Source organism: Dyella sp. CR10 (assembly GCF_055814425.1).
This window is the reverse complement of record NZ_CP185986.1, coordinates 3,234,126-3,256,700: the sequence shown is the minus strand read 5'-3', so window position 1 is coordinate 3,256,700 and position 22,575 is coordinate 3,234,126. Positions and strand designations below refer to the sequence as shown.

Below are 22,575 nucleotides of genomic sequence, written 5' to 3'. Positions count from 1 at the left end.
GGGGGCACGGGATCTTGCGGCGCCGTCGCAGGCCCTCAGGGAGCCAGCCCGTTGAGGGCGGCCGCGTCGAGCCGGTATACGGGGTAGGCGCCGACGTCCTGTGCCGCATACCAGGGCGAATGCTCGAAGAAGAACATCAGCCGCTGCGAGGGGCTGGCGGCGAAAGCCGCATCGTCATGGATCCGGCGCTCGAAGGCGGTCTTCAGCGCTGGGTTTTTGGCCAGCATGTCGCGCGCCAGTTTTTCCAGCACGCGCGGTTCGCCGTATTCCTTCGGTTCGAAGATGGCGTCGAGATAGCCCCAGCGCAGCAGTGAGTCCGGTGCCTGCGGCTCGAACAGCTCGATGGCCACGTTGGCCGCGCGCTGGTCCATCGGCACGATCACCGAGCCGGCCGGCAGGTCGATCTCGCGCTCGGTACTGGCCTGGCTGAAGTCGCGCAGCATCAGATGCCCTTCGAACGGCTTGGTCGCCCATTGCGGCTTGTCGAGCTGGTACGCCTGCGCCTTGAGCTTCGCCGGATGGGCAAGGCGGCGGTAGGCGATGCCGTGGGCGTCGAGCCTGGCGATCAGTTGCGTCCACTGCGCAGGGATGGCGTAGGCGGCCGGCGGCGTGACGGTGAGGTCGGGCAGCAGGCCGTTCCAGTTCGGGATGTCGTAGATTTTCGGCTTCGACGGGTCGTACTGAATCCACTCGCTGTTGGAGACGTCGCTGTGGGTGAGGCTGAAGTCGTAGCCCTTGAGCTGGAATGGGGTGGAGGTCGGATCGTCCTTGAAGGTCAGCGCGACCTGCGCCTTCGGATCGCGCGCACGCGCAGCTGTTGCATCATCCGCCTTGCGGTTGATCGCGATGAGATGAGCCGCGTCCGCGCCGGTCTGCTCGAGCATCAGCGCAACGAGATCGTAGGTGCCGCGCACGCGGTTCTCGTAGCTCTTGAGCATGTGCGTCTCCACGAGCAGTGCCGGACGGTTCTGCAAGGCCGCGTAGCCGGTGGAGAAGCGCGGGCCGGAGCCGAAGTTGACGATACCCTTGCGCGGATCGCGGCCGTCCTTGAATTCCAGGTAGATCGATGCGAGATGGCCACGCTTTTCATAAGCGGGTATCACGCGGTCGTTGAGCAGTTTCTGCTGCCACGCGCTCACGCCCGGGTCGAGCTTGTGCGGGTCTTCCAGGTACCAGGTCAGGTCGTACTGGTAGTCGGCGCCGTCGGTGGTATGAATGTCCATCAGCAGGTCTGGCTGCCAGCGCTGCCACAGCTTGAGCCAGGCCAGCATCTCCGGCGCGTCCGCCTTGACGTAGTCGCGGTTGAGGTTGAGGTACTGCGACTGGCCGCGAAAGCCCATGCTGTCCGGGCCGTTCTGATTGATGCGATGGTAGGGGCTGGCGTTCTCGTGGCCGTCGACGCTGAACACCGGGATGAAGACCAGCACGGCGTGATCGAGCAGCTGCGGCAGCTTGCCGGTCACGGCGAAATCGCGCAGCAGCATCAGGCCGGCATCCTTGCCTTCGATCTCGCCGGGATGGATGCCCGCTTGCACCAGCACAACCGCCTTGCCGGACTTGCGCGCGGCCTCCGGGGTGAACGTGCCGTCGCCGCTGGCGATCACCACCGTCATCGGACGGCCCTGCGGCGAGGTGCCGAAGGTTTCCACCGTGAGCTTGCCGGGTGCCGCCTCGGCGAGCTTGTGCAGATAAGCCACCGTATCGGCGTAGCTCGGGGTGGTGCGGAAATGCGCGGCTTCGGCGGGCGTGGTCCAGTCGGCGGCATGTGCGAAGGAGGCGGAAGCCGCCCACAGGGCGGCCACGAGCAGTCGGTGTTTCATGCGCGATCCTGGTTCTGCGTCAGCGAAGCGGGCGAGGCGGGCAAGGTATCGGGAGCCACGGCGCCGCCGGAGATGATGAAGGCCATGGCCTGGTCCATGGTCCAGTCGGTGGGCGTGAGTTCGTCCACCGGCACCACTTCCAGATAGCCGCCGGTCGGGTTGGGCGTGGTGGGGATGTACACGGCGGCCATCTCGCGGCCGGTGCCTTCCTCGGTCATCACGCGGGTGACGAAGCCGACCACTTTCATGCCCTGGCGCGGGAAGTCGATCAGCACCACGCGCTGCACGCCCGACGGCTTCTGCTGCAGCACCGCCATCAGTTTCTTGGTGCCGCCGTAGATGGTCTGCACCAGGGGGATGCGCGCGAGCAGGGCATCGAACGCCCCGATGAGGCGTTGCCCTATCACGCGGTTTGCGAGCCAGCCCAGTGCGTAGAGCAGGGCGAGCGTCAGCACGATGGCCAGGGCGAAGGACAGCCAGGTGCCATCGAGCAGCGTCTTCAGTTGCGGGGATGCTCGCCCGAGCGCGAGGGTGATGGTGCTGACCAGAGGCGCGCCGACATTGACGAGCAGGCCCAGTGCGAACTTGAAGATGAGCCAGGTCACCCACAGCGGGATGAAGGTAAGCAGGCCGGTGAGCAGATAGCGTTTGACGCGCAGTCGCCGCATGGGCGGGCCCTCGGGTGGCGGGGGAAGCGGCCATTGTAGGGGGGCGACTGGCGTCGGCCGGGCGTGACGTTCGGCCCTTTCGTCGGTGTCGCGGTTTTCCCGCTGTGATTTTTTCGGCGGCCGCGCGAATCATGGAGGGAGAGCTTCGGGGGCGGACATGGGCGGCAAGGCGGATCAGCAGCAGTTCGAGCAGCGATTGCGGGAGCACCGGCGACTGATCGCCAAGGTGGCGAGCGTGTACGCCGCGGGTATGGAAGACCGGCGCGATCTGGAGCAGGAGATCTGCGTGCAGCTCTGGCGCGCGTTCCCTGGCTACGACGAACGCCGCGCGAAGTTTTCCACCTGGCTTTACCGCATCGCGCTCAACGTGGCGATCTCGCAGGCGAGGCGCCGCAGCGCGGCGCCGCTGGAGCCGCTGCAACCCCACCACCTGGACACCATCGGCGCGGAAGAGGCGCCGGATCGCGACGAGCGCCTGATCGCGCTGTACGCCTTCATCGGAGAGCTCGAGCCGCTCAATCGCGCGCTGATCCTGCTGTACCTGGAAGACCGTACCTATGCGGAGATCGCCGAGGTGCTGGGCATCAGCGAAACCAACGTGGCGACCAAGATCGGTCGCATCAAGCAGACACTGCGCGCCCGCATGGTCGCGCCAAGCGAGGAGGCCTGACATGGAACTGGACGAGATGAAATCCGCCTGGCAGACGCTGGATCGCCACATGGCACGGCAACAGGAAATGCATCTGCAGCTCTACCGCGAGAGCCGCCTCGACAAGTTGCGACGCGGCCTGCGTCCGTTGCTGTGGGGCCAGTGGGCGCAGCTGGCGCTGGGCGTGGTGCTACTGCTGACTGGAGTGTCGTTCTGGAGTACCCATCTGTGGTCAGCGGGATGGGTCGCGTGCGGGATCGTCACGCAGGCCTTTGGGATCCTGGTGGTCGCGTTCACCGGGCGGGTGATTTCGCTGATCCAAGGCATCGATTACGCGTCTCCGGTACTGGATATCCAACGCCGTCTGGCCACGTTGCGGCATTGGCGCGTGCGTGTGGAGGCGCCCGTGTTCGCTACGCTGGGCAGCTTCATCTGGGTGCCGCTGGTGCTGATGTGGTTTCAACACATGTTCGACGGCTGGGGCGGTGACTTGCTGAAGGTCGCACCCGGGCTGGCGCTGTATCTGATGCTGGCGGGCGTGGTGAGCCTGGTGCTGACCTGGGGGACTTACGGTGTGCTGCGTTATGCCGGCAAGCGCGTCTGGCTGGAGCGCAACTTCGTCGGGCGCAGCGTGCTGCGCGCGGAAGCGATGATGGACGAGGTTCGCCGCTTCGAGCAGTCGTGACGATGTCCGGTCACGCTGCTTCGCGCGCCCTCGGCTTCAGGCGTACATAAAGCTGCTTGCGCACCCGGGCCACCACTTCGCCGCTGGCGCTCTTCACGTCCGTCTCGAACCAGCGCAGCACCTTCTCGCCGTTCGCGGCAGCGGCGCGCAACTCATCGAGCACCGCCGGCTCCAGCTTGAAGTCGGCATAGACGTCCTCGCGGCCCGGTGCCACGAAGTCGATAGCACCGGCCTTGTCCCACACGAAGTAATCGCCGCCCAGCCGGTGCATCACCAGCAGCATCCAGAACGGGTCGGTCATGGCGAACAGGTTGCCGCCGAACTGGGTGCGCACATAGTTGCGGTTCCACGGCCGCAGGCGCAGCACCACCCGCGCTTCCGACCAGTCTTCTGCCACGTGCTGCACGCGGATGCTGTTGAAAAGGAACGGCGGCCAGAAGTTGAGCAGGCGGCGGAAAGTCGAGGCGCGCATCGGATGTCTTGGACGTCGGCGGGAGCGCGCAGTCTACGACAAACATACGTCAGCGTACGGATTGTTCCGGCGCCCCGCATGCATGGCCAGGAGATGCCCCGGCCGCGCATGCCCGAAGGTGCCGCCGCTATCGCTCAGAACAGCAGCGAGGCCATGCGACGACGGTACTTGCCCACCAGCTCGGCGTCGTCGAGCGTGGCGAAGGCGGCAAGCAGGCGCTTCCTGGCCTGGCCGTCGTTCCAATCGCGGGCCTTTGCCAGGATCGCGAGGAACTGTTCCAGGCCGGCGGCGGCGTCGCCTTCCAGCAGCAGGCGCACGCCAAGCAGATCGCGCGCCGGCCAGTCGGCGTCGTCGGCCTGCACGCGCTGCTGCAGCTCGCCCAGCGAAGGCGCACCTTGCAGGGCGCGGGCCAGGTCGAGCTGGCTGCGCAGGCGCACCGCACGCGCGTCGGTGGCGAGATTGGCAGGCAGGGCGGTGAGTTCCTTCTCCGCGGCGTCGGCCTGGCCGGCCTTCATCAGGGCCAGCGCGAGATCGAGCTTGAGTTCGGCCTGGTCCGGCTCGGCGGCGATCGCATGACGCAGGCGTTCGATGGCCTGCTCGGGCGTTTCGGCCGGCGCGAGGACGGCTTCCTCGGCGGTGTCTTCCAGCGGCTGCACGTGGCGCTCCAGGAACTCGCGCAGCTGGCCTTCCGGCAGCGCGCCGGCGAAGCCGTCGGCGATCTGGCCGTCTTTCACCAGGATCACCGTGGGGATGCTGCGCACGCCGAACATCGCGGCCAGCTGCTGGTTCTTGTCGACGTCGATCTTGGCCAGGCGGAACGCGCCATTGAAGGCGGCGGCCAGCTTTTCCAGCAGCGGGCCAAGGGTCTTGCAGGGGCCGCACCAGGTCGCCCAGAAGTCGATCAGGATCGGCGTCGTCAGCGAGGCTTGCAGCACCTCGGCCTCGAAGTTCTCCTGGTCGACGTCGAAGACATGGGTGGGGGCGTCGCTGGCGGTCACGGCAAGACTCCGGGGAAAAAGAAGAAAGGTCGATCAGGCCCGATCAGATCAGGGCGCCGCCGAGCATATCAAGGGAAGCGCGGCTATCCGCGCGAGCGCTGAATGGGCCATCAGACGCCTGGGCGAGCGTGGGGCGGATTTGCGAGAATCCGCCGAATGACCCCCCGAGCCCAGACATGACCCGCATGGCCGAAAGGCAGCCGCTGCTGATCTGCGAGCACTGCGACACCGTCTATCGGCGGCGCGAGCTGTGCTGTGGCGAAGTCGCGCGCTGCCTGCGCTGCGATGCGGTGCTGGAACGCCACCACCGCCTGGGCGTGAGCGGGATGTTCGCGCTGGTGGTCACCGCGATGCTGGTGTTCGTGCAGGCCAACATCTGGCCGATCGTCACGCTGGGGCTCAACGGCCAGCTGATCAGCACCACGCTGTGGGGCGCGATCGTGATGATGTGGCGCGAGCATTCCCAGATCGTGTCGGTGCTCGCCGCGGCTACGCTGTTCTTCTTCCCGCTGGGCAAGATGCTGTTGCTGGGCTGGGTGCTGTCGTTCGCACAGCGCGGCCGGCGCGCGCCGGGTTTCCGCCTGGCGATGGTCATGCTGCACCGGGTGGGGCCGTGGACGATGAGCGAGGTGTTCGTGCTCGGCGCGCTGGTGGCGATCGTCAAGGCCCGCGTGTACTTCGACGTGACCCTCAATCCCGGCATCTTCGCGTACGCGGCGCTGACCTTGCTGATCACCGTGTTCGCCAGCATCGATCTGCGCCGCCTGTGGGAGCTGGTGCCGGAGGCGGCCGCATGAGCGCCGATCTGCCGCGCGCGGCCGAGCTGGGCCTGATCGGCTGCCACGTGTGCGGCCTGGTGTCGCGCGACACCGGCGTGGCAGACGCGCATTGCCCGCGCTGCCTGTCGGCGCTGCACCGGCGCAAGCACGCCAGTTACAGCCGCACCTGGGCGCTGCTGATCGCGGCGTTCATTCTCTATATTCCCGCCAATCTGCTGCCGATCATGCGCACGGTGAGCGTGGGCGACGTCGACGACAACACCATTCTCAGCGGCGTGGTCGAGCTGTGGGTGAAAGGCTCGCCGGACCTGGCGGTGATCGTGTTCACCGCCAGCATCATGGTGCCGATGCTCAAGTTCCTGGCGCTGGTGACGCTGCTGTGGAGTTCTCACCGCAGCACCGCGTGGGGCCGGCGGCAGCGCGCCAAGCTGTATCGCCTGGTGGAGCTGATCGGCTACTGGTCGATGCTGGACGTGTTCGTGGTGGCGCTGCTGACGGCGCTGGTGCAGTTCGGTGTGCTGAGCCTGGTGGAACCGCTGCCGGGCGTGGTGTTCTTCGGCCTGACGGTGGTGCTGACCATGCTCGCCTCGATGAGTTTCGACCCCAGGCTGATCTGGGATGGCAGGGAATCCGATGACTGACCAACAAACGCCGCCCGGCGACGCGCTGCCCGAACCGGTCGTGCGCAAACCGCGCATCAATGCCTCCTTCGTGTGGCTGATCCCGGTGCTCGCCGCGCTGGTGGGCCTGTCGCTGGTGATCAATGCGTGGCTGCAGGCCGGGCCGAACATCACGATCAGCTTCCAGAGCGCCGAGGGCCTCGATCCGGGCAAGACGCCGGTGAAGTACAAGAACGTGGTGATCGGCCGCGTCACCGCGGTGACGCTGGCCAAGGACCGCAGCCACGTGACGGCCAAGGTGTCGCTGGAAAAGAGCGCCGAGGGCTTCGCCACCGCCGACACCCGCTTCTGGGTGGTGCGGCCGCGCATCGGCCTGGGCGGTGTGTCCGGCATCGACACGCTGCTGTCCGGTGCGTTCATCGGCGCCGACGTGGGCGAGTCCAAGGATTCGCGCGACGAGTTTACCGGCCTGGAGGAACCGCCGGCGGTGACTCACGGCGCGCCGGGCAAGACCTTCAAGCTGCATACCGACGACCTGGGCTCGCTCGACATCGGCTCGCCGGTGTACTACCGGCGCATCCAGGTCGGCCGCGTGGTGACCTACCAGCTCGACAGGGACGGCAAGGGCGTGAGCCTGCAGATCTTCGTCGACGGGCCCAACGACGAGTTCGTCACCCGTTCAACGCGCTTCTGGAACGCCAGCGGCGTGGACGTCTCGATCGGCGCGGACGGCGTCAAGCTGAACACCCAGTCGCTGGCCACCGTGCTGGCCGGCGGCGTGGCTTTTGGCACGCCGATGGGGCCGCACGACGAAACGCCGGCCCTGACCGGTGCCGAGTTCCGCCTGTTCGGCGACCAGACCACGGCGATGGCGCCGCCGGATGGCGAGCCGAAATACATCCGCATGCGCTTCGACCAGTCGCTGCGCGGGTTGAAAGTGGATGCGCCGGTGGAGTTCCTGGGCATTCCGTTCGGCCGCGTGGTGTCGGTCAACCTGGATTTCGACGAGAAGACGCAGACCTTCCCGGTGGTGGTCGGCGCGGTGGTCTATCCGCAGCGTCTGGGTCGCGCGCACGACAAGCTGGTCGCGCTGGCCAAGGCACACGGCGACGATGCGGAGCTGTCGCAGATGGTGGGGCGTCTGGTCGAGCATGGCCTGCGTGCGCAGGCGCGCACCGGCAACCTGCTGACTGGCCAACTCTATGTCGCGCTGGACTTCGTACCCAAGGCACCGAAGGTGGCGTTTGATACGGCTGCGAAGCCGCTGGAGATCCCGACCGTGCCTGGCAGCTTCGACAAGCTGCAGGAGCAGTTGGCCGAGATCGTCGACAAGATCCAGAAGATCCCGTTTGACAGCATCGGCAAGAACGCCGATGCCACCCTCGCCGAGCTCAACCGCACGCTCAAGCAGGTCAATAACGACGTGCTGCCGGAATTCAAGACGACCCTGCAGGGCGCGCAGCAGACTCTGGGCAACGCCAACAACGCGCTGTCGGCCGATTCGCCGCTGCAGCAGAACCTGGGCGGCACCATGCAGGAGCTGCAGCGCACGGTGCGCTCGCTGCGCGTGCTCACCGACTATCTCGGCAGCCATCCGGACGCGCTGCTGCGCGGGCGCCGGGCGGATGCGCCGCTGGCGCCGATCCAGCAGGCACCCACGCAAGAAGGGAGCAAACCATGATCCGCAAGGGAGACCGCTTCATCGGACTGGGCGCGCTGGTCCTGGGCGGCGCGCTCGCGTTGGCCGCCTGCGGCGGCTCGGCGCCGGTGCACTACTACACGCTGGTGTCGCCGGCCGACGAGGTGGCGACGGCTACCCGGGCCGCCATCGTGCCGCCGGCGACGCCGTTCCAGTTCGAGCTGCTGCCGGTGGGCGTGCCGGCCCAGGCGGACCAGCCGCAGCTGGTGGTGCGCCAGGGCGGGCAGGGCGTGGCGGTACTGAACGGGGAGCGCTGGATCGCGCCGCTGGCCGATGAGGTGCGCGGCGCGCTGTCGGCCGATCTGGCGCGCGAGCTGCATACCCAGGACATCACCGGCCTGGCCGCGTCGGGCCGGCCGGTGCTGCGCATCAAGGTGGATCTGCGTCGCTTCGATTCGATGCCGGGCAGCTATGCATGGATCGATGCCGCATGGAGCGTGCGCGCGCTGCAAGGCGGCGCGGTCCTCTCGTGCACCAGCCAGGTGCGGGAGAGCGTCGGTGAAGGCTACGCGGCGCTGGTGCAAGGCCATCAGCGGGCGCTGAGCGAGCTGGCCGCGAAGATCGCCACGGGCGCACAGGCGGTGGGCGCCGGCCAGCCCGGGGCGTGCCCGGCGGGCTGAGCCCGGTACCGTCGCAGGGGCGCTTCCGGTCCCCGCGAAAGGCCCAAGAACCGGCCCTCATCTGCTAGTCTGCCGCGTTCACCCGCAGCCGCCGGCGGACGCCGGTCCGGCTGCCAGCAACGAGTCAGGCGCCGGAAGCACATGCAGGACATCCAAGACCAGGGCACGAACGAACAGGGCAACGAGGCCTACCAGCCGCAGGCGGCGGAAGCCTCGGCGCAGCAGTACTGGCGCGAGCAGCGCGCCTACGAGGTGAAAGAGGATGCCTCGCGGCCCAAGTTCTACTGCCTCTCCATGCTGCCGTACCCGTCCGGTGCCCTGCACATGGGCCACGTGCGCAACTACACCATCGGCGATGTGATCAGCCGTTTTCAGCGCATGAACGGCAAGAACGTGCTGCAGCCGATGGGCTGGGATGCGTTCGGCCTGCCGGCCGAGAACGCCGCGATCAAGAACAAGACCGCGCCGGCCAAGTGGACCTACCAGAACATCGAGCACATGCGCGGCCAGCTGCAGCGCATGGGCTTCGCCTACGACTGGACGCGCGAATTCGCCACCTGCCGCCCGGAGTACTACCGCTGGGAACAGCTGATGTTCACCCGGCTGATGAAGAAGGGCATGGCCTACCGCAAGAACGCGGTGGTGAACTGGGATCCGGTCGACCAGACCGTGCTGGCCAACGAGCAGGTGGTGGATGGCCGCGGCTGGCGCTCCGGTGCCCTGGTCGAGAAGCGCGAGATCCCGCAGTGGTTCCTCAAGATCACCGACTACGCGCAGGAACTGCTCGACGGCCTGGACACGCTGCCGGGCTGGCCGGACGCGGTGAAGACCATGCAGCGCAACTGGATCGGCCGCTCCGAGGGTCTGGAGATCCATTTCGCCGTCGAAGGCGAAGCCGAGCCGCTGACGGTGTTCACCACGCGCCCCGACACGCTGATGGGCGTGACTTTCGTGTCCATCGCTGGCGAGCATCCGCTGGCGCTGAAGGCGGCGCAGGGCAACCCGGCGCTGGCTTCCTTCCTGGATGAATTGCGCCACGGCGGCGTGTCCGAGGCCGAGCTGGAGACGCAGGAAAAGCGCGGCATGGCCACCGGCCTGTTCGCCATCCATCCGGTCACCGGCGCCAAGGTGCCGGTGTGGGTCGCCAACTTCGTGCTCATGGGCTACGGCACCGGCGCGGTGATGGCGGTGCCCGGGCATGACGAGCGCGACTTCGAGTTCGCCCACAAGTACGACCTGCCGATCAAGCAGGTGATCGCCGCCGGCGACGAAAACTACGATCCGGCCAAGTGGCAGGAGTGGTACTCGGACAAGACCCGCGCCGACATGCGCGTGATTCATTCCGGCGCGCTGGACGGCAAGAACTACCGCGAAGCCTTCGACTACCTCGCCACCACGCTGGAAGCCGAGGGCAAGGGCCACCGCCGCGTGAACTGGCGCCTGCGCGACTGGGGCGTGAGCCGCCAGCGCTACTGGGGCTGCCCGATCCCGGTGATCTACTGCCCCGCGTGCGACGCCGTGCCGGTGCCGGAAGACCAGCTGCCCGTGGTGCTGCCCGAGGACGTCGCCTTCTCCGGCGTGCAGTCGCCGATCAAGGCCGATCCGGCATGGCGCAAGACCACCTGCCCGCAGTGCGGCGGCCCGGCCGAGCGCGAGACCGACACCTTCGACACCTTCATGGAGTCGAGCTGGTACTACGCGCGCTACACCAGCCCGGGCGCCCATGAGCAGGTCGACGGGCGCGCCAACTACTGGTTGCCGGTGGACCAGTACATCGGCGGCATCGAACACGCCATCCTGCACCTGCTGTATTTCCGCTTCTATCACAAGCTGCTGCGCGACGCGGGCCTGGTGCATTCGGACGAACCGGCCACCAATCTGCTGTGCCAGGGCATGGTGATCGCCGAGACGTTCTATCGCGACAACGCCGACGGCTCGAAGGATTGGATCAATCCGGCCGACGTGGAAATCCAGCGCGACGAGAAGGCGCGCGTGGTCGGCGCGGTGCTCAGGAGCGACGGACAGCCGGTGCAGATCGGTGGCACCGAGAAGATGTCCAAGTCCAAGAACAACGGCATTGATCCGCAGGCGATGGTGGAGAAGTTCGGCGCTGACACGGTGCGCCTGTTCTCCATGTTCGCCGCGCCGCCGGAGCAGTCGCTGGAATGGAGCGAGGCGGGCGTGGAAGGCATGGCGCGCTTCCTGCGCCGCTTCTGGCGCGAGGTGACCGCGCACGCGGCCGGTCCGGACCACCCGGTGGTCGATGCGGTCGCTCTCAACCCTGCTCAGAAGGCCCTGCGCCGCCAGCTGCACGAGACCATCCAGAAGGTGAGCGATGACTTCGGCCGCCGCCACGCCTTCAACACCGCCATCGCATCGCTGATGGAGCTGCTCAACGCGCTGGGCAAGTTCGACGACCCGAGCGAGCAGGGCCGCGCCGTGCGCCACGAGGCGCTGGAGGCAATGGTGCTGCTGCTCAATCCGGTGGTGCCGCATGTCAGCCACGCCCTGTGGCAGGTGCTGGGCCATGCGGAGGCGGTGCTCGAAGACCAGGCCTGGCCGAAGGTCGACGAAGCGGCGCTGGTGCGCGACTCGCTGACCCTGGCGGTTCAGGTCAATGGCAAGTTGCGCGGTACCATCGAGGTCGCCGCCGGCGCTTCGAAGGAAGAGGCCGAGAAGCTGGCCCTGGCCCACCCGAACGTGATTGCCTTCCTGGAAGGCCAGAGCGTGCGCAAGGTGATCGTGGTGCCCGGCAAGATCGTCAACATCGTCGCAGGATGAGAGCGTCCCCATGAGATCCGTGAGCCGCATGTTCAAAGCAACGCTGATGCTGGTGTCCGCCCTCGCGCTGACGGCGTGCGGTTTCCATCTCCGCCAGAGCGCCGCGTTGCCCGCGGCGATGCAGCGCGTGCACCTGGCGGTGAATGGCGGCGTCGATCTGCAGCGCGATCTGGCGCGCGCTCTGGAAGCCTCCGGCGCGACGGTCGAAGAGAAGCCCGGCCCGGGGGTTGCCGAGCTGCGCGTGCCGCAGGCCAACTTCAGCACCGAGACGCTGACGGTCAGCGGCTATGCGCGCGTGACCGAGTACGCGGTGCGCTACCAGGTGCAGTTCCAGCTCGACGACGGCGCCGGTCAGGTGCTGCTGCCGGCGCAGAGCATCAGCATGTCGCGCGAATTCAGCTACGACGCCACCAACACCATCGGCACCACGGCCCAGGTGGAAGAGATCCAGCGCAGCCTCAACGACGACATGGTGCAGGCCATCCTGTTCCGCCTGCAGGCGCTGCAGAAGCACGGCGGCGGCGTGGCGCCAGCCGCGGCTTCCTCCTCGTCGCACTGAGCGCCATGCCACTCAATCCCGCGCAGTGGCAGAAGGCGCTGGCTGGCGACCGGCTGCTGCCGGTGTATCTGCTGGCCGGCGAGGAACTGCTGGTGCTCGAGGCGGCCGACGCGCTGCGTGCGCAGGCGCGCCGTCTCGGCTACACCGAGCGCGAGGTGCTGGATGTCGGCAACCATTTCGACTGGGACGATCTGGCGCGTTCGGCCGCCGGCATGTCGCTGTTCGCCACGCGCCGCCTGCTCGACCTGCGTCTGCCCACCGGGCGTCCGGGCACCGAGGGCGCCAAGGCCATCAACGAGTTCTGCGCCAACCCGCCGCCTGACGTCACGCTGCTGATCACCGCCACCGAATGGAGCAATAAGCACGAAGGCGCGTGGACCAAGAACCTTGACGCCGCCGGCGCGCTGGTGGTGTTCAACGCGCCCAAGCCGCACGAGTGGGCGGCCTGGGTCGGCGCGCGTCTGGCGTCGCGCGGCCTCAGTGCCACGCCGGATGCGGCGGCGCTGCTGGCCGAGCGCGTCGAAGGCAATCTGTTGGCCGCCGCGCAGGAGATCGACAAGCTCGCCGTGCTGCGGGGCGAAAGCGGCAGCGGGCGCATCGACGCGACCGAGATGGAAGATCTGGTTGCCGACAGCGCGCGCTACGACGCTTTCAAGCTCACCGACGCGGCTTTCGCCGGCGACGGCGGGCGCGCCTTGCACATCCTTGCGGGGCTGCGCGCCGAAGGCGACGAGCTGATCGCGTTGATGGGCTGGCTGGTGAATCAGTTGCAGCTGGCGCTGCGCCTGGCCAATGCGCGCGACTTCGCCGCGCAGGCCCGCGCCGAGCGCCTGTGGCCTGCACGCGAGCAGCTGTTCCGCAAGGCGCTGCGCCGTGCACCGCGCGAACACTGGCTGCAGTGCCTGGCGCGCGCCGCGCGCATCGACCGCATGGCCAAAGGGCGCGAGGCAGGCGATCCGTGGCTGGAAGCGGAGCGACTGATTGCCGCCATCGCCGAGCCCAGGGCCGCCGGCGCGCTCGCATGAAACCGCTCGCGCTGTTCGGCGGTACCTTCGACCCGGTGCACCTTGGGCACCTGAGCGTGGCCTGGGAAGCGGCGGAGCTGCTCGACGCCGAGGTGCGCCTGATGCCGGCCAGCGTGCCGCCGCACCGTCCCGCGCCGCTGGCGAATCCGGAGCAGCGCGTGGCCATGCTGCACGCCGCGCTGCAGAAACAGGACCGCCTCGCCGTGGACACGCGCGAGCTGCGCCGCGCCGGTCCGTCTTATACCTACGACACCTTGAGCGAGCTGCGCGCCGAACTGGGCGATCGTCCGCTGGTGCTGCTGCTCGGCGCGGACGCGTTCGCCGGCCTGCCGGGCTGGCATCGCTGGCGCGAGCTGTTCGACGTGGCACATCTGGGGGTGCTCAGCCGGCCGGGTGCCGAGCCAGAGTTGCCGCATGCGCTATGGGCGGAAATCGGCGGTCGCCGCACCGACGATGTCGCCGAGCTGCGCGCGCGGCCCGCGGGCAAGGTCATCGAACTGACGGTGACGCCGCTGGAGATTTCCGCCACGCGCATCCGCGAACTGCTGGCGGCGGGGCGCGACCCGCGCTATCTGTTGCCATGCGGTTTGTTCGAGGATCCGGCGCTGCTGGCGCCTTACCGGCATCGCTAGCGAGCACCGGCACCGCTGCATCTGAAGCGTGGATGTTTTCGGCAAGGAAGCGAATCGTGACACCACCCACCCACCGCACCACGACCATCGAACGACCGCTGGAAGCGCGCGACCTGGCCGTGCTGCGCGCGTTGCGGGCATCGCTGTTTCGCGGCGTGTGCATTGCGGCGCTTGGTGGCGTCGTCGTCGCGTACGCGCTGGCATTCAGCGGCTGGATGCTGCTCGCGGGAGGCATCGGGGCTGAGTTTCCTGCCGGCCTGGCGGTGGCCCTCGTACTCGCCGCGATCGTCGGTGCCGCACTGTACGACGGCATGCGCCATGTCCGGCTGTTTCGCCGCGTCAGCGCCATTGTGCGGGAGCCGCGTCGAACCGCGAAGAAGGCGAGCCGGGGCGAATTGACTGCGGTGTCGCGCGAGGATGGGCGCATCAGCTATGAGGTGAGCGGCGAAGCGTTCGACGTCTGGTTGCCGGTACCGCTGGCCGACGCGGACAAGCTCGAGTTCGAGAAGTCGGTGCCGCGCCTGGATGGCCTGCTGCATCGGCAGGTGGTGCTGGAATGGCTGCGCATCGAAGGCGCACCGAAGCTGTTGCTGCTCGGCGTCGACTATCCCGACGATCCGCCGGCGATCGTGGAACGCGCACCTACGGCAGCCGAACGTCGCGCGGTGGCCTGGTGGGACCACATCGCCTATGCCTGGTTCATGGCGGCGATCGCGAGCGTGGTTTTGCTGGCCGCTGGCACGGGCCTGTTCGCCTATATCGATGCCTGGATGTATTCGCGGCTCACCGGCGGGCTGCTGGTGTCGGCACTCCCGATCGGTGCGATCGTGGTGCTCATGTGGCGGCAGACGAAGCGCTGGCTGGCGATCCAGCCGCGTACGCTGGTCGTGACCGGCGTGATCGCGGAGGTGCTCGACAAGACCGTCTCCATCGGCCGGTATTCGCGCACCCAGCGCTGGTACCGCATCGGCGATCGCCTTTACGCCACCCGGCAGGAGCCGCCCAAGGACCATCTCTTCGTCTGCGGCACCCTGGTGCGCGTGGATTATGTGGACAGGAGTCCGCTCGGCGGCTGGATCGTGCGCATCGAACCCTTGGCGGGAGCAGCAGCGCCATCGCGCACCGCCGCGACGGGACATGCCGTCATGCCCGGACAAGGAAGCCAGCCATGACGCAAGCCATGCAGTGTGCATCGAGCGAACAACCGCTCGCGGGTGACGACCTGGCCTTGTTGCGCACGCTGCGCGCGAGTCTGTCCGGCGCGATCGTTTTCATCGGTTTGATCAGCGCGACGTTCGTCTTGGCGCTGGTCGTGTTCTGCTGGGTGCTGTTCGATCTCGGCGGCAGCGACAGCCGAACTTCCGTGGTGCTGATGTTCTGCTGCCTGCTGGCCGTCGTAGCGGGTTTCGCCGTGTACTGGTGCATGCGCAACATCCGCCTGTTTCTCGCCATTGGCTCGGTACTGCGGCAACCGCAGCGCTTCACGAAGACGGTCAGCCGCGGAGAGCTGGCTGGGATTTCCAGCGAAGATGGCGTCCTGCGCTATGACCTCGGCGGCACCGTCCTGCCGGTATGGATCCCGATCCGCCATGCCAACAGCGGCAATCTTCAGTGCATCACATCGGCACGTCGCCTCGACGGGTTAATCCATCAGCCAGTGCTGCTGGAACGGTTCGATCTGGCGGACGCGCCGGCATCGCTGCTGCTCAAGGTGGAATACCCGGGCTATCCACCGATCGTGGCAGCGCGCGCGTCCACGGAAGAAGAATGTCAGGCGGTAGCCACATGGGACTTCACCGGCATCGCGATGGCCGGATTGGGCGGCATGCTGGTGTTCGTACTGTTCATGCTGCTGATCGCCTTCGGCCCGATCGGTGCGCTGCCGGGATTGATCATAGGCACCAGCGGCGTCGTATGGATGAGGCGGAAGATGAAGCGCTGGGCGGCGATTCGTCCCAGGACGTTGAGCGTGACCGGCGTCGTCGCCGAAGTGCTCGACAGTCCGGTCGCGGTGGGACGTTATTCGGAACTGCAGCGCTGGTACCGCATCGGTGATCGCCTCTATCCCACCGGTCTGAAATCGCCGGACGACGACACCATCACCTGCGGCAGCGTGGTGCGCATGGACTATGTGGACCGCAGTCCGCGCGGCGGGCGCATCCTGCGCATCGAAACGCTATGAGCGTTCACGCGCCGCGCGGCACGAAGCGCAGCGCCACCGAGTTCATGCAATAGCGCAGGCCGGTCGGCTTCGGTCCGTCGGTGAACACATGGCCCAGGTGGCTGTCGCAGCCAGCGCAGCTCACCTTGGTGCGGACCATGCCCAGGCTGTAGTCGTTGCTCTCGATGACGTTGGCTTTGGCGATGGGCTCCCAGAAGCTGGGCCAGCCGGTGCCGGAGTCGAACTTGGTGGAGGCGTCGAACAGCGCGGTATCGCAACCCGGGCAGCGGAACAGGCCTTTCGCATGCAGGTTCCAGTACTGGCCGCTGAAGGGGCGCTCGGTGCCTTCGCGGCGCATCACCTCGAAGGCCTCGGCGGACAGGCGCTGGCGCCATTGCGTATCGGTCAGCACCAGCTTCTGCACGTGGCAGGGGCCGAGGTGGCGGCCGTCGGCATCGGCGAAGCATTCCAGCAAAAGGTCCTTTGCCGCGGGTGTCGCGGCAGCCGCGACTGCGGTGGCTAAACCGGGGCCGCGGCGCGGCCACCACAGCACGCCGGCCGCCGCGGCGCCCGCGCCGAGCGCGGCGATGCGCAGGAAGGTCCGGCGTTGTTCGTTCTGTAGCGTGCGGATGCTGCGAGTGCTCATGGGGAAGCCTCTTCGATAAGCGGATGGATCAGCCGAACGTGAAGGCGTAGGCGCGTACGCCCGGATCGAGGAATTCGATCTCGAATTGCCGTTCGCCCGTGCCCTGCGCCTGCCGCACGAGCTGGTACAGGCGCTGCGTGGTGACCGTGCCGTTGCCGTCGGCATCGATATCCATGCCGTGGTCGGCGCCGGGCGCCTTGCCATCGATGCGCACGCGGAACCGCACCGGCTTGCCATCCGCGCCGGGCCCAAGCACCAGATGAAGATCGCGGCCGCGGAAGCGGTACACGATGCGACCGCCGGTGGTGTCGAGCTGCGCGTCTTCGGCGCGCACCGTCCAATCGCCGTCCAGCGACCACTGGTTGGCGGCCAGTGCGGCAGGGGCGCGATAGCGCTGGCGATCGTTGCGGGCCATCTCTCCGCCGGCGAAGTGCGCGGCGCGCGCATAGCCGACGTAAGTTTCGGGCGAACGGTCAGTGGCCTGCGAATCGGCGGCTTCGGCGCCCTTGGCGTCGGGGCGCACGTAGCCGCCGGGCAGGTTCTTCTGGCCCGCTTCGGTCAGCAGCTGGCGGATCACGTCCTCGCTTTGTTCATAACCGCCTTCGCCGAAGTGGTGGTGGCGGATGCGACCTTGCGTATCGACGAAGTAGTGCGCGGGCCAGTAGCGATTGTTGAAGCCCTGCCAGATCGCATAGTCGTTATCGAGCGCGACCGGATAGCTCACGCCCAGATCCTTCACCGCACGCTGCACGTTGCCCGGGTCCTTCTCGAAGGCGAACTCCGGTGCATGTACGCCCAGCACCACCAGGCCGTGCTCCTTGTACTTGTCGGCCCAGGCGCGCACGTAGGGCAGGGCGCGGATGCAGTTGATGCAGGAGTACGTCCAGAAATCCACCAGCACCACCTTGCCGCGCAGCGCTGGCGCGGTGAGGGGCGCGGTGTTGAGCCACGCCGTGGCGCCGGCCAGCGAGGGCAGCTGCCCTTCGACCGGGAGTGCTTCGCCGGGCTTGCGCTCCGGCTGCGGCGCGGGCGCCGGCATCACCTGGTCGACGAGGCGCTGCTCCAGGCCACCGGTGCTGGCGAGCGACACGCGCGTGAGCACGCCGGTGTCCAGACCCAGGGCGATGGCCGCGACGCCGGCCAGGACCAGCACGCCCAGCGCGCGGCGCAGCCATTCGCCGGCGCCGAGCGAGCGCTTCATCAGGGCGAATACCTTGCCGCCGACCAGCAAGGCCAGGCCGAGCGAGGTCGCGGCGCCTGCGGCATAGGTGAGCAGAAGCAGCGTGGTCTGCACGCTGGCGCCATTGAGTGCCGCGCCGGTCAGCAGCAGGCCGAGGATGGGGCCGGCGCAGGGTGCCCAGAGGAGGCCGGTGGCGATACCCAGGCCGGCGGCGGAGAACACCGAGCCCTCGTCCGCCTCAGCGCGTTGCGTCAATCGGTTGCCCAGCGCCACGAACGGGCGGGCGACCCATTCGGCCACGCGCGGCGAGAGCAGGGTAAGGCCGAGCACCGCCAGCACGGCCAGGGCGATCCAGCGGCCGTACTGATTGGCCCGCACCGCCCAGCCGCCGCCCAGCGCCGCGAGCGTGGCGACCAGCGCGAAGGTCACTGCCATGCCCAGCAGCATCGGCAGGCCGTTGCGCAGGAACGGCCGGTCCGCACGGGCGAACACGAAGGGCAGCACCGGCAGGATGCACGGGCTGAGGATGGTCAGCACGCCGCCGAGGTAGGCCAGGATGAGCACGAGCATGAAAGTCGATCCGTCGCGGTTTGACTGTTATTCGACGCCGCCGGGCGACGGGTTACCAGCACCGGTGCCCGGTGTGCGTGTCACCGGCAGGTAACGGCCAGGCGTGTCGCGGCGAAGAAGATCTGACCCGGACGACGAGACATCCATGGCAGCGAGCTTGACCGCGGGCGGCCGCATGGTTCTAGATGACGGTTTGTGTTTCCAGGCCGCGTCCCGAACCTTGTCCGCCGAACCCGCCAGCGCCCAGGAAGAAGCCGACCAGCGCCGCGCCGCGTGGATGGCGGCCGCACAGGCGGGCGATCGCCGTGCCTACGAGCGCGTGCTGGCCGAATCGCTGCCGGTTATCCGCGCCGCGGCGCGGCGCCAGGGCGTGGCGGTGGACGCGATCGACGACGTGGTGCAGGAAACGCTGCTGACCGTGCATCGCGTCCGCCACACCTACGATCCCTCGCGTTCGTACGATGCCTGGCTTACCGCGATCGCCACGCGCCGCGCGATCGATGCGCTGCGCAGCCATGGCCGGCGCGACCGCCGCGAGCTGCACGACGAGCTGGTGCTCGACAGCCAGCCCGACCAGCACGCCGACGCGGCCCGCGGCGCCGAGCGCGAGCAGGAAGCCCGCCGGCTGCGCGAAGCGATCGCCACGCTGCCGCCGGGACAGCGCGAGGCGGTGGAGCAGCTGGCCCTGCGCGAGCGTTCGCTGGCCGAGGCCGCCGAGCACACCGGTCGCAATACGGGCGCGCTGAAGGTCAACCTGCATCGAGCGCTGAAAGCGCTGCGCCAACGCATCCACGGAGATCCCTGAGCACCATGTCCGACCCGCGCAATCATCAGGCCCTGATCGATGCGCTCGGCGCCGAGCTGGCGCCGGTGCGCCGGTTGCCGCCGCCGTGGCGGCGCACCGCAGGCTGGCTGCTGGTGGTCGCGGCGATCGCAGCGATCCTGCTGGCGCATTACGGCGTTCACGGCATGCTGCGGCGCTGGGCCGGCACGCCGGACCTGGCCTGGGCCGGCATCGGGGCGGCGCTGACCGCGGTGACCGCCGCCTGGGCCGCGTTCTCGCTGGGCGTACCGGGGCGCAGCGTGCGCTGGGCATGGCTGCCGCTGCCGGCGGCGCTGCTGTGGATAGGCGCCAGCGGCCTGGGCTGCCTGCGCGGCTGGATCGCCCCCGACACGCTGGTGGCGGGCCCGCATCAGGCTGGGCATTGCCTGTTCTTCATCGTCAGCTTCTCGGTACCGCTGTCGGCGCTGATGATCTGGCTGCTGCGGCGTGCCTGCCCGCTGCGGCCGGTGCTCACCGCCGTGCTGGTCGGCCTGGCCAGCGCGGCTGCGTCGGCGAGCCTGCTGGAGATCTGCCATGAGTTCGACGCCGCCTTCACCGACCTGGTGATGCATGCGCTGGCGGTGATGCTGGTGATCGGCGTGAATACGGCGATGAGCGGGCGGCTGCTGCAGCCGCGCTGAAACGTTTTCGTCGGTTGCGGCGTCAGTCTCGCGCAAGGCGCATGAACTTTCGTTTTTCTGGTGCGTTGCAGCGCTTCGGCGTTCGTCCGCGGCAGACCGCATCGGCATAAGCGACCTCCGCCCGGGCTGGAGCGCCCACCGCTGTGTGCTTTCCTTGCCCATGAAGGGTGTGGCGGCGCCATCCCTGCCGGATCGTCGCACGTGGGCATTGCAGCACGCCCTCGGCGAAACCCGCGCGAGACGGTATTGACGCTGAACGGCGATATTCCGCCCTGGGCGGTACGGCATGAACGCGGGGCTAGGCTGCTTGCCGTCGGTGGCGCGGAGGGGGCGCCGCCGCGGCGTCAGCCAGCGGGGCCGTTGCGCATTCCGCTTGACGCAGCGTACCCGCAGTCGGCCATGTCGACGGCGGTTCGCCGGCGCGGTCCGGGAGGGGACCGCGCCGGCACTTCATTCTGGACGTGCGGCCGAGCCGCATCACTAACACCACCGACTGAAGGAGAACGCATCTATGAAAATGTCACGCCACGCCGTCCTTGGTCTCTCCATCGCGCTCGCTCTCGGTGTCGGCATCGGCCAGGCTTCGGCGCAGCAAGCCGCGCCCGCGCCCGCGCAGTCGTCGATGAAATCCGACACGATGAAATCGGACATGCAAAAGGACATGAAATCCAACGACTCGATGAAGTCGCACGATTCCATGAAATCCGGCGACTCGATGAAATCCGGCGACTCGATGAAGTCCGAGACCGGCACGAAGCACAAGCACAAGAAGCACAAGAAGGCCTCGACCGAGCCTGCCTCGTCCTCGAGCAGCGGCCACTGATCGTCATTTCAGCGGTTCCACGCGCGGCCCTTTCCGGCGACGGAGAGGGCCGTCGCGTTTTCTTCCGTGGTGTAATGCGCGGGTTTCGCATCGCGGAGGCACGCCATGGTTCCCTCTCTCGTCGCGCGACTGGGCATCGCGCATCCCTTGATCCAGGCACCGATGTCCGGCTCCACCACGCCGGCGCTGGTCGCCGCGGTATCCAACGCGGGCGCGCTGGGTTCGCTGGGCGCGGGCTATCTGGAACCGCAGGCGATCCTCGATCAGGCCGAGGCCGTTCGCGCGGTCTGTGGGCAGCCGTTCGGGATCAATCTGTTCGTGTTGCCGGAAGCCTTCGAGGTGGACATGTCCGCGGTGGACGCGGCGCGCCGCGCGCTCGATGCGCTGATGGAGCGCGAAGGGCTGGCGGTGCGAACCACTCTGCCTGCGCGCTGGGCGCCGTCCTTCGCCGACCAATTCGAGGCCTTGTGCGAGGCGCGCCCGCCGGTGGCGAGCTTCGCCTTCGGCTTGCTCACGCCGGCGCAGATGCGGCGGCTCAAGGAACTGGGCATCGTGGTGGTGGGCACCGCCACCACAGTGGCCGAGGCGCGCGCCTGGGAAACGCTGGGCGCCGATGCGGTCAGCCTGCAGAGTGCGGAAGCGGGCGGGCACCGCGGCACCTTCCTGCACGAGCCGGAAGAGGCACTGATCGGCCTGTTCGCGCTGCTGCCGCTGGCTGCGCGGGCGGTGAAGATCCCGCTGATCGCCGCCGGCGGCATCATGGATGGACGCGGCATGCTGGCAGCGGAGGTGCTCGGAGCGGCGGCCAGTCAGCTGGGCACGGCGTTCCTGGCATGTCCGGAAAGCGGCGCGGCCGATGCCTGGAAGCGCGACCTGCCCGGATCGGCCGAGCATGAGGTCGCCACCATCCGCAGTTTCTCCGGCCGCGCGGCGCGCGGCCTGCGCAACACGTACGTCAAGGCAATGGCCGGCATCGAGCACGGCCTGCCGGCATACCCGATCACCAATGCGCTCACGTCGCCGCTGCGTCGCGCGGCGGCGGCGGCCGGGCGCGGAGACCTGCTATCGGAGTGGTGCGGGCAGGGTGCCGGCATGGCGCGTGCATTGCCGGCGGGCGAGCTGGTCGCCGTCTTGATGGACGAGTACGGCCAGGCGCGCCACGCACTGGCCTGAGAGCAGCGCCGGATCGGCCGAAAGCCAGGCTTGACGCGGGTTTCAAGGCGGGGCGTTATACTGCGCCCGCGCCATCCCGCGCATCGATCCGCATCGAGGGCACGCCCACTTGAGTCAGACCCAACGCAACAAGACCGCCAATACCGAATCGCTCCGCAAGCACGTCATCGACGCGCTCGAAGAACTCAAAGCCAAGGACATCCGGGAGATCGACGTCCGCGGCAAGACCTCCATCGCCGACCTGCTGGTCGTCGCCTCCGGCACCTCCGCGCGCCACGTCAAATCCATTGCCGACGAAGTGGTGAAGTTCGCCAAAAAGGCGGGCGTGATGCCGCTCGGCGTGGAAGGCGAGCAGGAGGCCGAGTGGGTGCTGGTGGATCTGGGCGACGTGATCGTCCACGTGATGCTGCCGCGCATCCGCGAGTTCTACGGCCTGGAGCGCCTGTGGACCGTCGGCGACCGCGACGCCGATAACGACGCCGCCGTCGGCGTGGGCTGAGCCCCGCCCGACGCGGACGCCATGCGCCGCACCCGCCGGGTGCGCGCCCTCT

General features: G+C 68.1%; 23 protein-coding genes. 17 read left to right on the top strand and 6 right to left on the bottom strand.

Features of this window, described 5'->3' with window-relative positions; genetic code table 11:
* Positions 1–35: 35 nt before the first annotated feature.
* Positions 36–1,820, bottom strand: coding sequence for a M14 family metallopeptidase (locus tag ACNR9O_RS14640; RefSeq protein WP_473687581.1), 1,785 nt, complete (start codon positions 1,818–1,820; stop codon positions 36–38).
* Positions 1,817–2,488, bottom strand: coding sequence for a DUF502 domain-containing protein (locus tag ACNR9O_RS14635; RefSeq protein ID WP_473687583.1), 672 nt, complete (start codon positions 2,486–2,488; stop codon positions 1,817–1,819). Before ACNR9O_RS14635 ends, ACNR9O_RS14640 begins: the two co-directional genes overlap by 4 nt.
* Positions 2,489–2,645: 157 nt before the next feature.
* Between ACNR9O_RS14635 and ACNR9O_RS14630 the strand changes: the two genes are divergently transcribed.
* Both ACNR9O_RS14630 and ACNR9O_RS14625 read left to right on the top strand, forming a co-directional pair.
* A complete protein-coding gene (locus tag ACNR9O_RS14630) occupies positions 2,646–3,158 on the top strand; it encodes an RNA polymerase sigma factor (RefSeq protein WP_473687585.1) in 513 nt (170 codons plus the stop codon).
* 1 nt (position 3,159) lies between these two features.
* Positions 3,160–3,822: a hypothetical protein gene (locus ACNR9O_RS14625; RefSeq protein WP_473687586.1), complete on the top strand. Its 663-nt coding sequence runs from the start codon at positions 3,160–3,162 to the stop codon at positions 3,820–3,822.
* 10 nt (positions 3,823–3,832) lie between these two features.
* On the opposite strand, the gene ACNR9O_RS14620 is transcribed toward ACNR9O_RS14625, so the two are convergent.
* Together ACNR9O_RS14620 and trxA are read right to left on the bottom strand one after the other, a co-directional pair.
* On the bottom strand, positions 3,833–4,294 hold the full coding sequence (locus ACNR9O_RS14620) for a DUF4442 domain-containing protein (protein WP_473687588.1): 462 nt from the start codon (positions 4,292–4,294) through the stop codon (positions 3,833–3,835).
* 134 nt (positions 4,295–4,428) lie between these two features.
* A complete protein-coding gene (trxA, locus tag ACNR9O_RS14615; protein WP_473687590.1) occupies positions 4,429–5,292 on the bottom strand; it encodes a thioredoxin in 864 nt (287 codons plus the stop codon).
* Between the two features lie 176 nt (positions 5,293–5,468).
* On the opposite strand from trxA, the gene ACNR9O_RS14610 reads away from it, so the two are divergent.
* The 10 genes from ACNR9O_RS14610 (at position 5,469) to ACNR9O_RS14565 (ending at position 16,189) form a co-directional block, all read left to right on the top strand.
* Positions 5,469–6,089 carry a paraquat-inducible protein A gene (locus ACNR9O_RS14610; RefSeq protein ID WP_473687592.1) on the top strand — a complete coding sequence of 207 codons (621 nt, stop codon included), beginning with the start codon at positions 5,469–5,471 and terminating at the stop codon, positions 6,087–6,089.
* Complete coding sequence (locus ACNR9O_RS14605) at positions 6,086–6,712, top strand: paraquat-inducible protein A (protein WP_473687594.1); 627 nt, start codon at positions 6,086–6,088, stop codon at positions 6,710–6,712. The genes ACNR9O_RS14610 and ACNR9O_RS14605 overlap by 4 nt, the downstream gene beginning before the upstream one ends.
* Positions 6,705–8,372 (top strand): PqiB family protein, encoded by a 1,668-nt coding sequence (locus tag ACNR9O_RS14600; RefSeq protein ID WP_473687596.1) that lies wholly within the window; start codon positions 6,705–6,707, stop codon positions 8,370–8,372. The genes ACNR9O_RS14605 and ACNR9O_RS14600 overlap by 8 nt, the downstream gene beginning before the upstream one ends.
* The gene (locus ACNR9O_RS14595; protein WP_473687598.1) at positions 8,369–9,010 is read left to right on the top strand and encodes a PqiC family protein; all 642 of its coding nucleotides are present in this window, start codon (positions 8,369–8,371) and stop codon (positions 9,008–9,010) included. Before ACNR9O_RS14600 ends, ACNR9O_RS14595 begins: the two co-directional genes overlap by 4 nt.
* Before the next feature lie 141 nt (positions 9,011–9,151).
* Positions 9,152–11,791, top strand: a complete 2,640-nt coding sequence (gene leuS, locus ACNR9O_RS14590; RefSeq protein ID WP_473687600.1) for a leucine--tRNA ligase — start codon at positions 9,152–9,154, stop codon at positions 11,789–11,791.
* Positions 11,792–11,819: 28 nt separating this feature from the next.
* Positions 11,820–12,350, top strand: coding sequence for an LPS-assembly lipoprotein LptE (locus ACNR9O_RS14585; protein WP_473687602.1), 531 nt, complete (start codon positions 11,820–11,822; stop codon positions 12,348–12,350).
* 5 nt (positions 12,351–12,355) lie between these two features.
* A complete protein-coding gene (holA, locus tag ACNR9O_RS14580; RefSeq protein ID WP_473687604.1) occupies positions 12,356–13,375 on the top strand; it encodes a DNA polymerase III subunit delta in 1,020 nt (339 codons plus the stop codon).
* Positions 13,372–14,007 (top strand): nicotinate-nucleotide adenylyltransferase, encoded by a 636-nt coding sequence (gene nadD / locus ACNR9O_RS14575; protein WP_473687606.1) that lies wholly within the window; start codon positions 13,372–13,374, stop codon positions 14,005–14,007. Before holA ends, nadD begins: the two co-directional genes overlap by 4 nt.
* 56 nt (positions 14,008–14,063) lie before the next feature.
* Positions 14,064–15,179, top strand: coding sequence for a hypothetical protein (locus ACNR9O_RS14570; RefSeq protein ID WP_473687608.1), 1,116 nt, complete (start codon positions 14,064–14,066; stop codon positions 15,177–15,179).
* Positions 15,176–16,189 carry a hypothetical protein gene (locus ACNR9O_RS14565; RefSeq protein ID WP_473687610.1) on the top strand — a complete coding sequence of 338 codons (1,014 nt, stop codon included), beginning with the start codon at positions 15,176–15,178 and terminating at the stop codon, positions 16,187–16,189. The genes ACNR9O_RS14570 and ACNR9O_RS14565 overlap by 4 nt, the downstream gene beginning before the upstream one ends.
* Before the next feature lie 4 nt (positions 16,190–16,193).
* Here ACNR9O_RS14565 and msrB read toward each other — a convergent pair whose 3' ends face one another.
* Positions 16,194–16,814: a peptide-methionine (R)-S-oxide reductase MsrB gene (msrB, locus tag ACNR9O_RS14560; protein ID WP_473687612.1), complete on the bottom strand. Its 621-nt coding sequence runs from the start codon at positions 16,812–16,814 to the stop codon at positions 16,194–16,196.
* 28 nt (positions 16,815–16,842) lie between these two features.
* Positions 16,843–18,564: a cytochrome c biogenesis protein DipZ gene (locus ACNR9O_RS14555; RefSeq protein ID WP_473687614.1), complete on the bottom strand. Its 1,722-nt coding sequence runs from the start codon at positions 18,562–18,564 to the stop codon at positions 16,843–16,845.
* A gap of 145 nt (positions 18,565–18,709) precedes the next feature.
* Here ACNR9O_RS14555 and ACNR9O_RS14550 point away from each other — a divergent pair, with 145 nt between their 5' ends.
* The 5 genes from ACNR9O_RS14550 (at position 18,710) to rsfS (ending at position 22,523) form a co-directional block, all read left to right on the top strand.
* On the top strand, positions 18,710–19,369 hold the full coding sequence (locus tag ACNR9O_RS14550) for an RNA polymerase sigma factor (RefSeq protein ID WP_473687616.1): 660 nt from the start codon (positions 18,710–18,712) through the stop codon (positions 19,367–19,369).
* A 5-nt stretch (positions 19,370–19,374) separates the two neighbouring features.
* A complete protein-coding gene (locus ACNR9O_RS14545; protein WP_473687618.1) occupies positions 19,375–20,028 on the top strand; it encodes an NrsF family protein in 654 nt (217 codons plus the stop codon).
* A gap of 511 nt (positions 20,029–20,539) precedes the next feature.
* On the top strand, positions 20,540–20,851 hold the full coding sequence (locus tag ACNR9O_RS14540; RefSeq protein ID WP_473687620.1) for a hypothetical protein: 312 nt from the start codon (positions 20,540–20,542) through the stop codon (positions 20,849–20,851).
* 105 nt (positions 20,852–20,956) lie between these two features.
* Positions 20,957–22,024: an NAD(P)H-dependent flavin oxidoreductase gene (locus tag ACNR9O_RS14535; protein ID WP_473687622.1), complete on the top strand. Its 1,068-nt coding sequence runs from the start codon at positions 20,957–20,959 to the stop codon at positions 22,022–22,024.
* 109 nt (positions 22,025–22,133) lie between these two features.
* A complete protein-coding gene (gene rsfS / locus ACNR9O_RS14530; RefSeq protein WP_473687624.1) occupies positions 22,134–22,523 on the top strand; it encodes a ribosome silencing factor in 390 nt (129 codons plus the stop codon).
* Positions 22,524–22,575: the final 52 nt, after the last annotated feature.

What these genes read in the sequence shown, in the direction of transcription:
- ACNR9O_RS14640 (WP_473687581.1), bottom strand. Translation starts at nt 1,820, where the DNA reads ATGAAACACCGACTGCTCGTGGCCGCCCTGTGGGCGGCTTCCGCCTCC.
- ACNR9O_RS14635 (WP_473687583.1), bottom strand. Translation starts at nt 2,488, where the DNA reads ATGCGGCGACTGCGCGTCAAACGCTATCTGCTCACCGGCCTGCTTACC.
- ACNR9O_RS14630 (WP_473687585.1), top strand. Translation starts at nt 2,646, where the DNA reads ATGGGCGGCAAGGCGGATCAGCAGCAGTTCGAGCAGCGATTGCGGGAG.
- ACNR9O_RS14625 (WP_473687586.1), top strand. Translation starts at nt 3,160, where the DNA reads ATGGAACTGGACGAGATGAAATCCGCCTGGCAGACGCTGGATCGCCAC.
- ACNR9O_RS14620 (WP_473687588.1), bottom strand. Translation starts at nt 4,294, where the DNA reads ATGCGCGCCTCGACTTTCCGCCGCCTGCTCAACTTCTGGCCGCCGTTC.
- ACNR9O_RS14610 (WP_473687592.1), top strand. Translation starts at nt 5,469, where the DNA reads ATGACCCGCATGGCCGAAAGGCAGCCGCTGCTGATCTGCGAGCACTGC.
- ACNR9O_RS14605 (WP_473687594.1), top strand. Translation starts at nt 6,086, where the DNA reads ATGAGCGCCGATCTGCCGCGCGCGGCCGAGCTGGGCCTGATCGGCTGC.
- ACNR9O_RS14600 (WP_473687596.1), top strand. Translation starts at nt 6,705, where the DNA reads ATGACTGACCAACAAACGCCGCCCGGCGACGCGCTGCCCGAACCGGTC.
- ACNR9O_RS14595 (WP_473687598.1), top strand. Translation starts at nt 8,369, where the DNA reads ATGATCCGCAAGGGAGACCGCTTCATCGGACTGGGCGCGCTGGTCCTG.
- leuS (WP_473687600.1), top strand. Translation starts at nt 9,152, where the DNA reads ATGCAGGACATCCAAGACCAGGGCACGAACGAACAGGGCAACGAGGCC.
- ACNR9O_RS14585 (WP_473687602.1), top strand. Translation starts at nt 11,820, where the DNA reads ATGTTCAAAGCAACGCTGATGCTGGTGTCCGCCCTCGCGCTGACGGCG.
- holA (WP_473687604.1), top strand. Translation starts at nt 12,356, where the DNA reads ATGCCACTCAATCCCGCGCAGTGGCAGAAGGCGCTGGCTGGCGACCGG.
- nadD (WP_473687606.1), top strand. Translation starts at nt 13,372, where the DNA reads ATGAAACCGCTCGCGCTGTTCGGCGGTACCTTCGACCCGGTGCACCTT.
- ACNR9O_RS14565 (WP_473687610.1), top strand. Translation starts at nt 15,176, where the DNA reads ATGACGCAAGCCATGCAGTGTGCATCGAGCGAACAACCGCTCGCGGGT.
- msrB (WP_473687612.1), bottom strand. Translation starts at nt 16,814, where the DNA reads ATGAGCACTCGCAGCATCCGCACGCTACAGAACGAACAACGCCGGACC.
- ACNR9O_RS14555 (WP_473687614.1), bottom strand. Translation starts at nt 18,564, where the DNA reads ATGCTCGTGCTCATCCTGGCCTACCTCGGCGGCGTGCTGACCATCCTC.
- ACNR9O_RS14550 (WP_473687616.1), top strand. Translation starts at nt 18,710, where the DNA reads ATGGCAGCGAGCTTGACCGCGGGCGGCCGCATGGTTCTAGATGACGGT.
- ACNR9O_RS14545 (WP_473687618.1), top strand. Translation starts at nt 19,375, where the DNA reads ATGTCCGACCCGCGCAATCATCAGGCCCTGATCGATGCGCTCGGCGCC.
- ACNR9O_RS14540 (WP_473687620.1), top strand. Translation starts at nt 20,540, where the DNA reads ATGAAAATGTCACGCCACGCCGTCCTTGGTCTCTCCATCGCGCTCGCT.
- ACNR9O_RS14535 (WP_473687622.1), top strand. Translation starts at nt 20,957, where the DNA reads ATGGTTCCCTCTCTCGTCGCGCGACTGGGCATCGCGCATCCCTTGATC.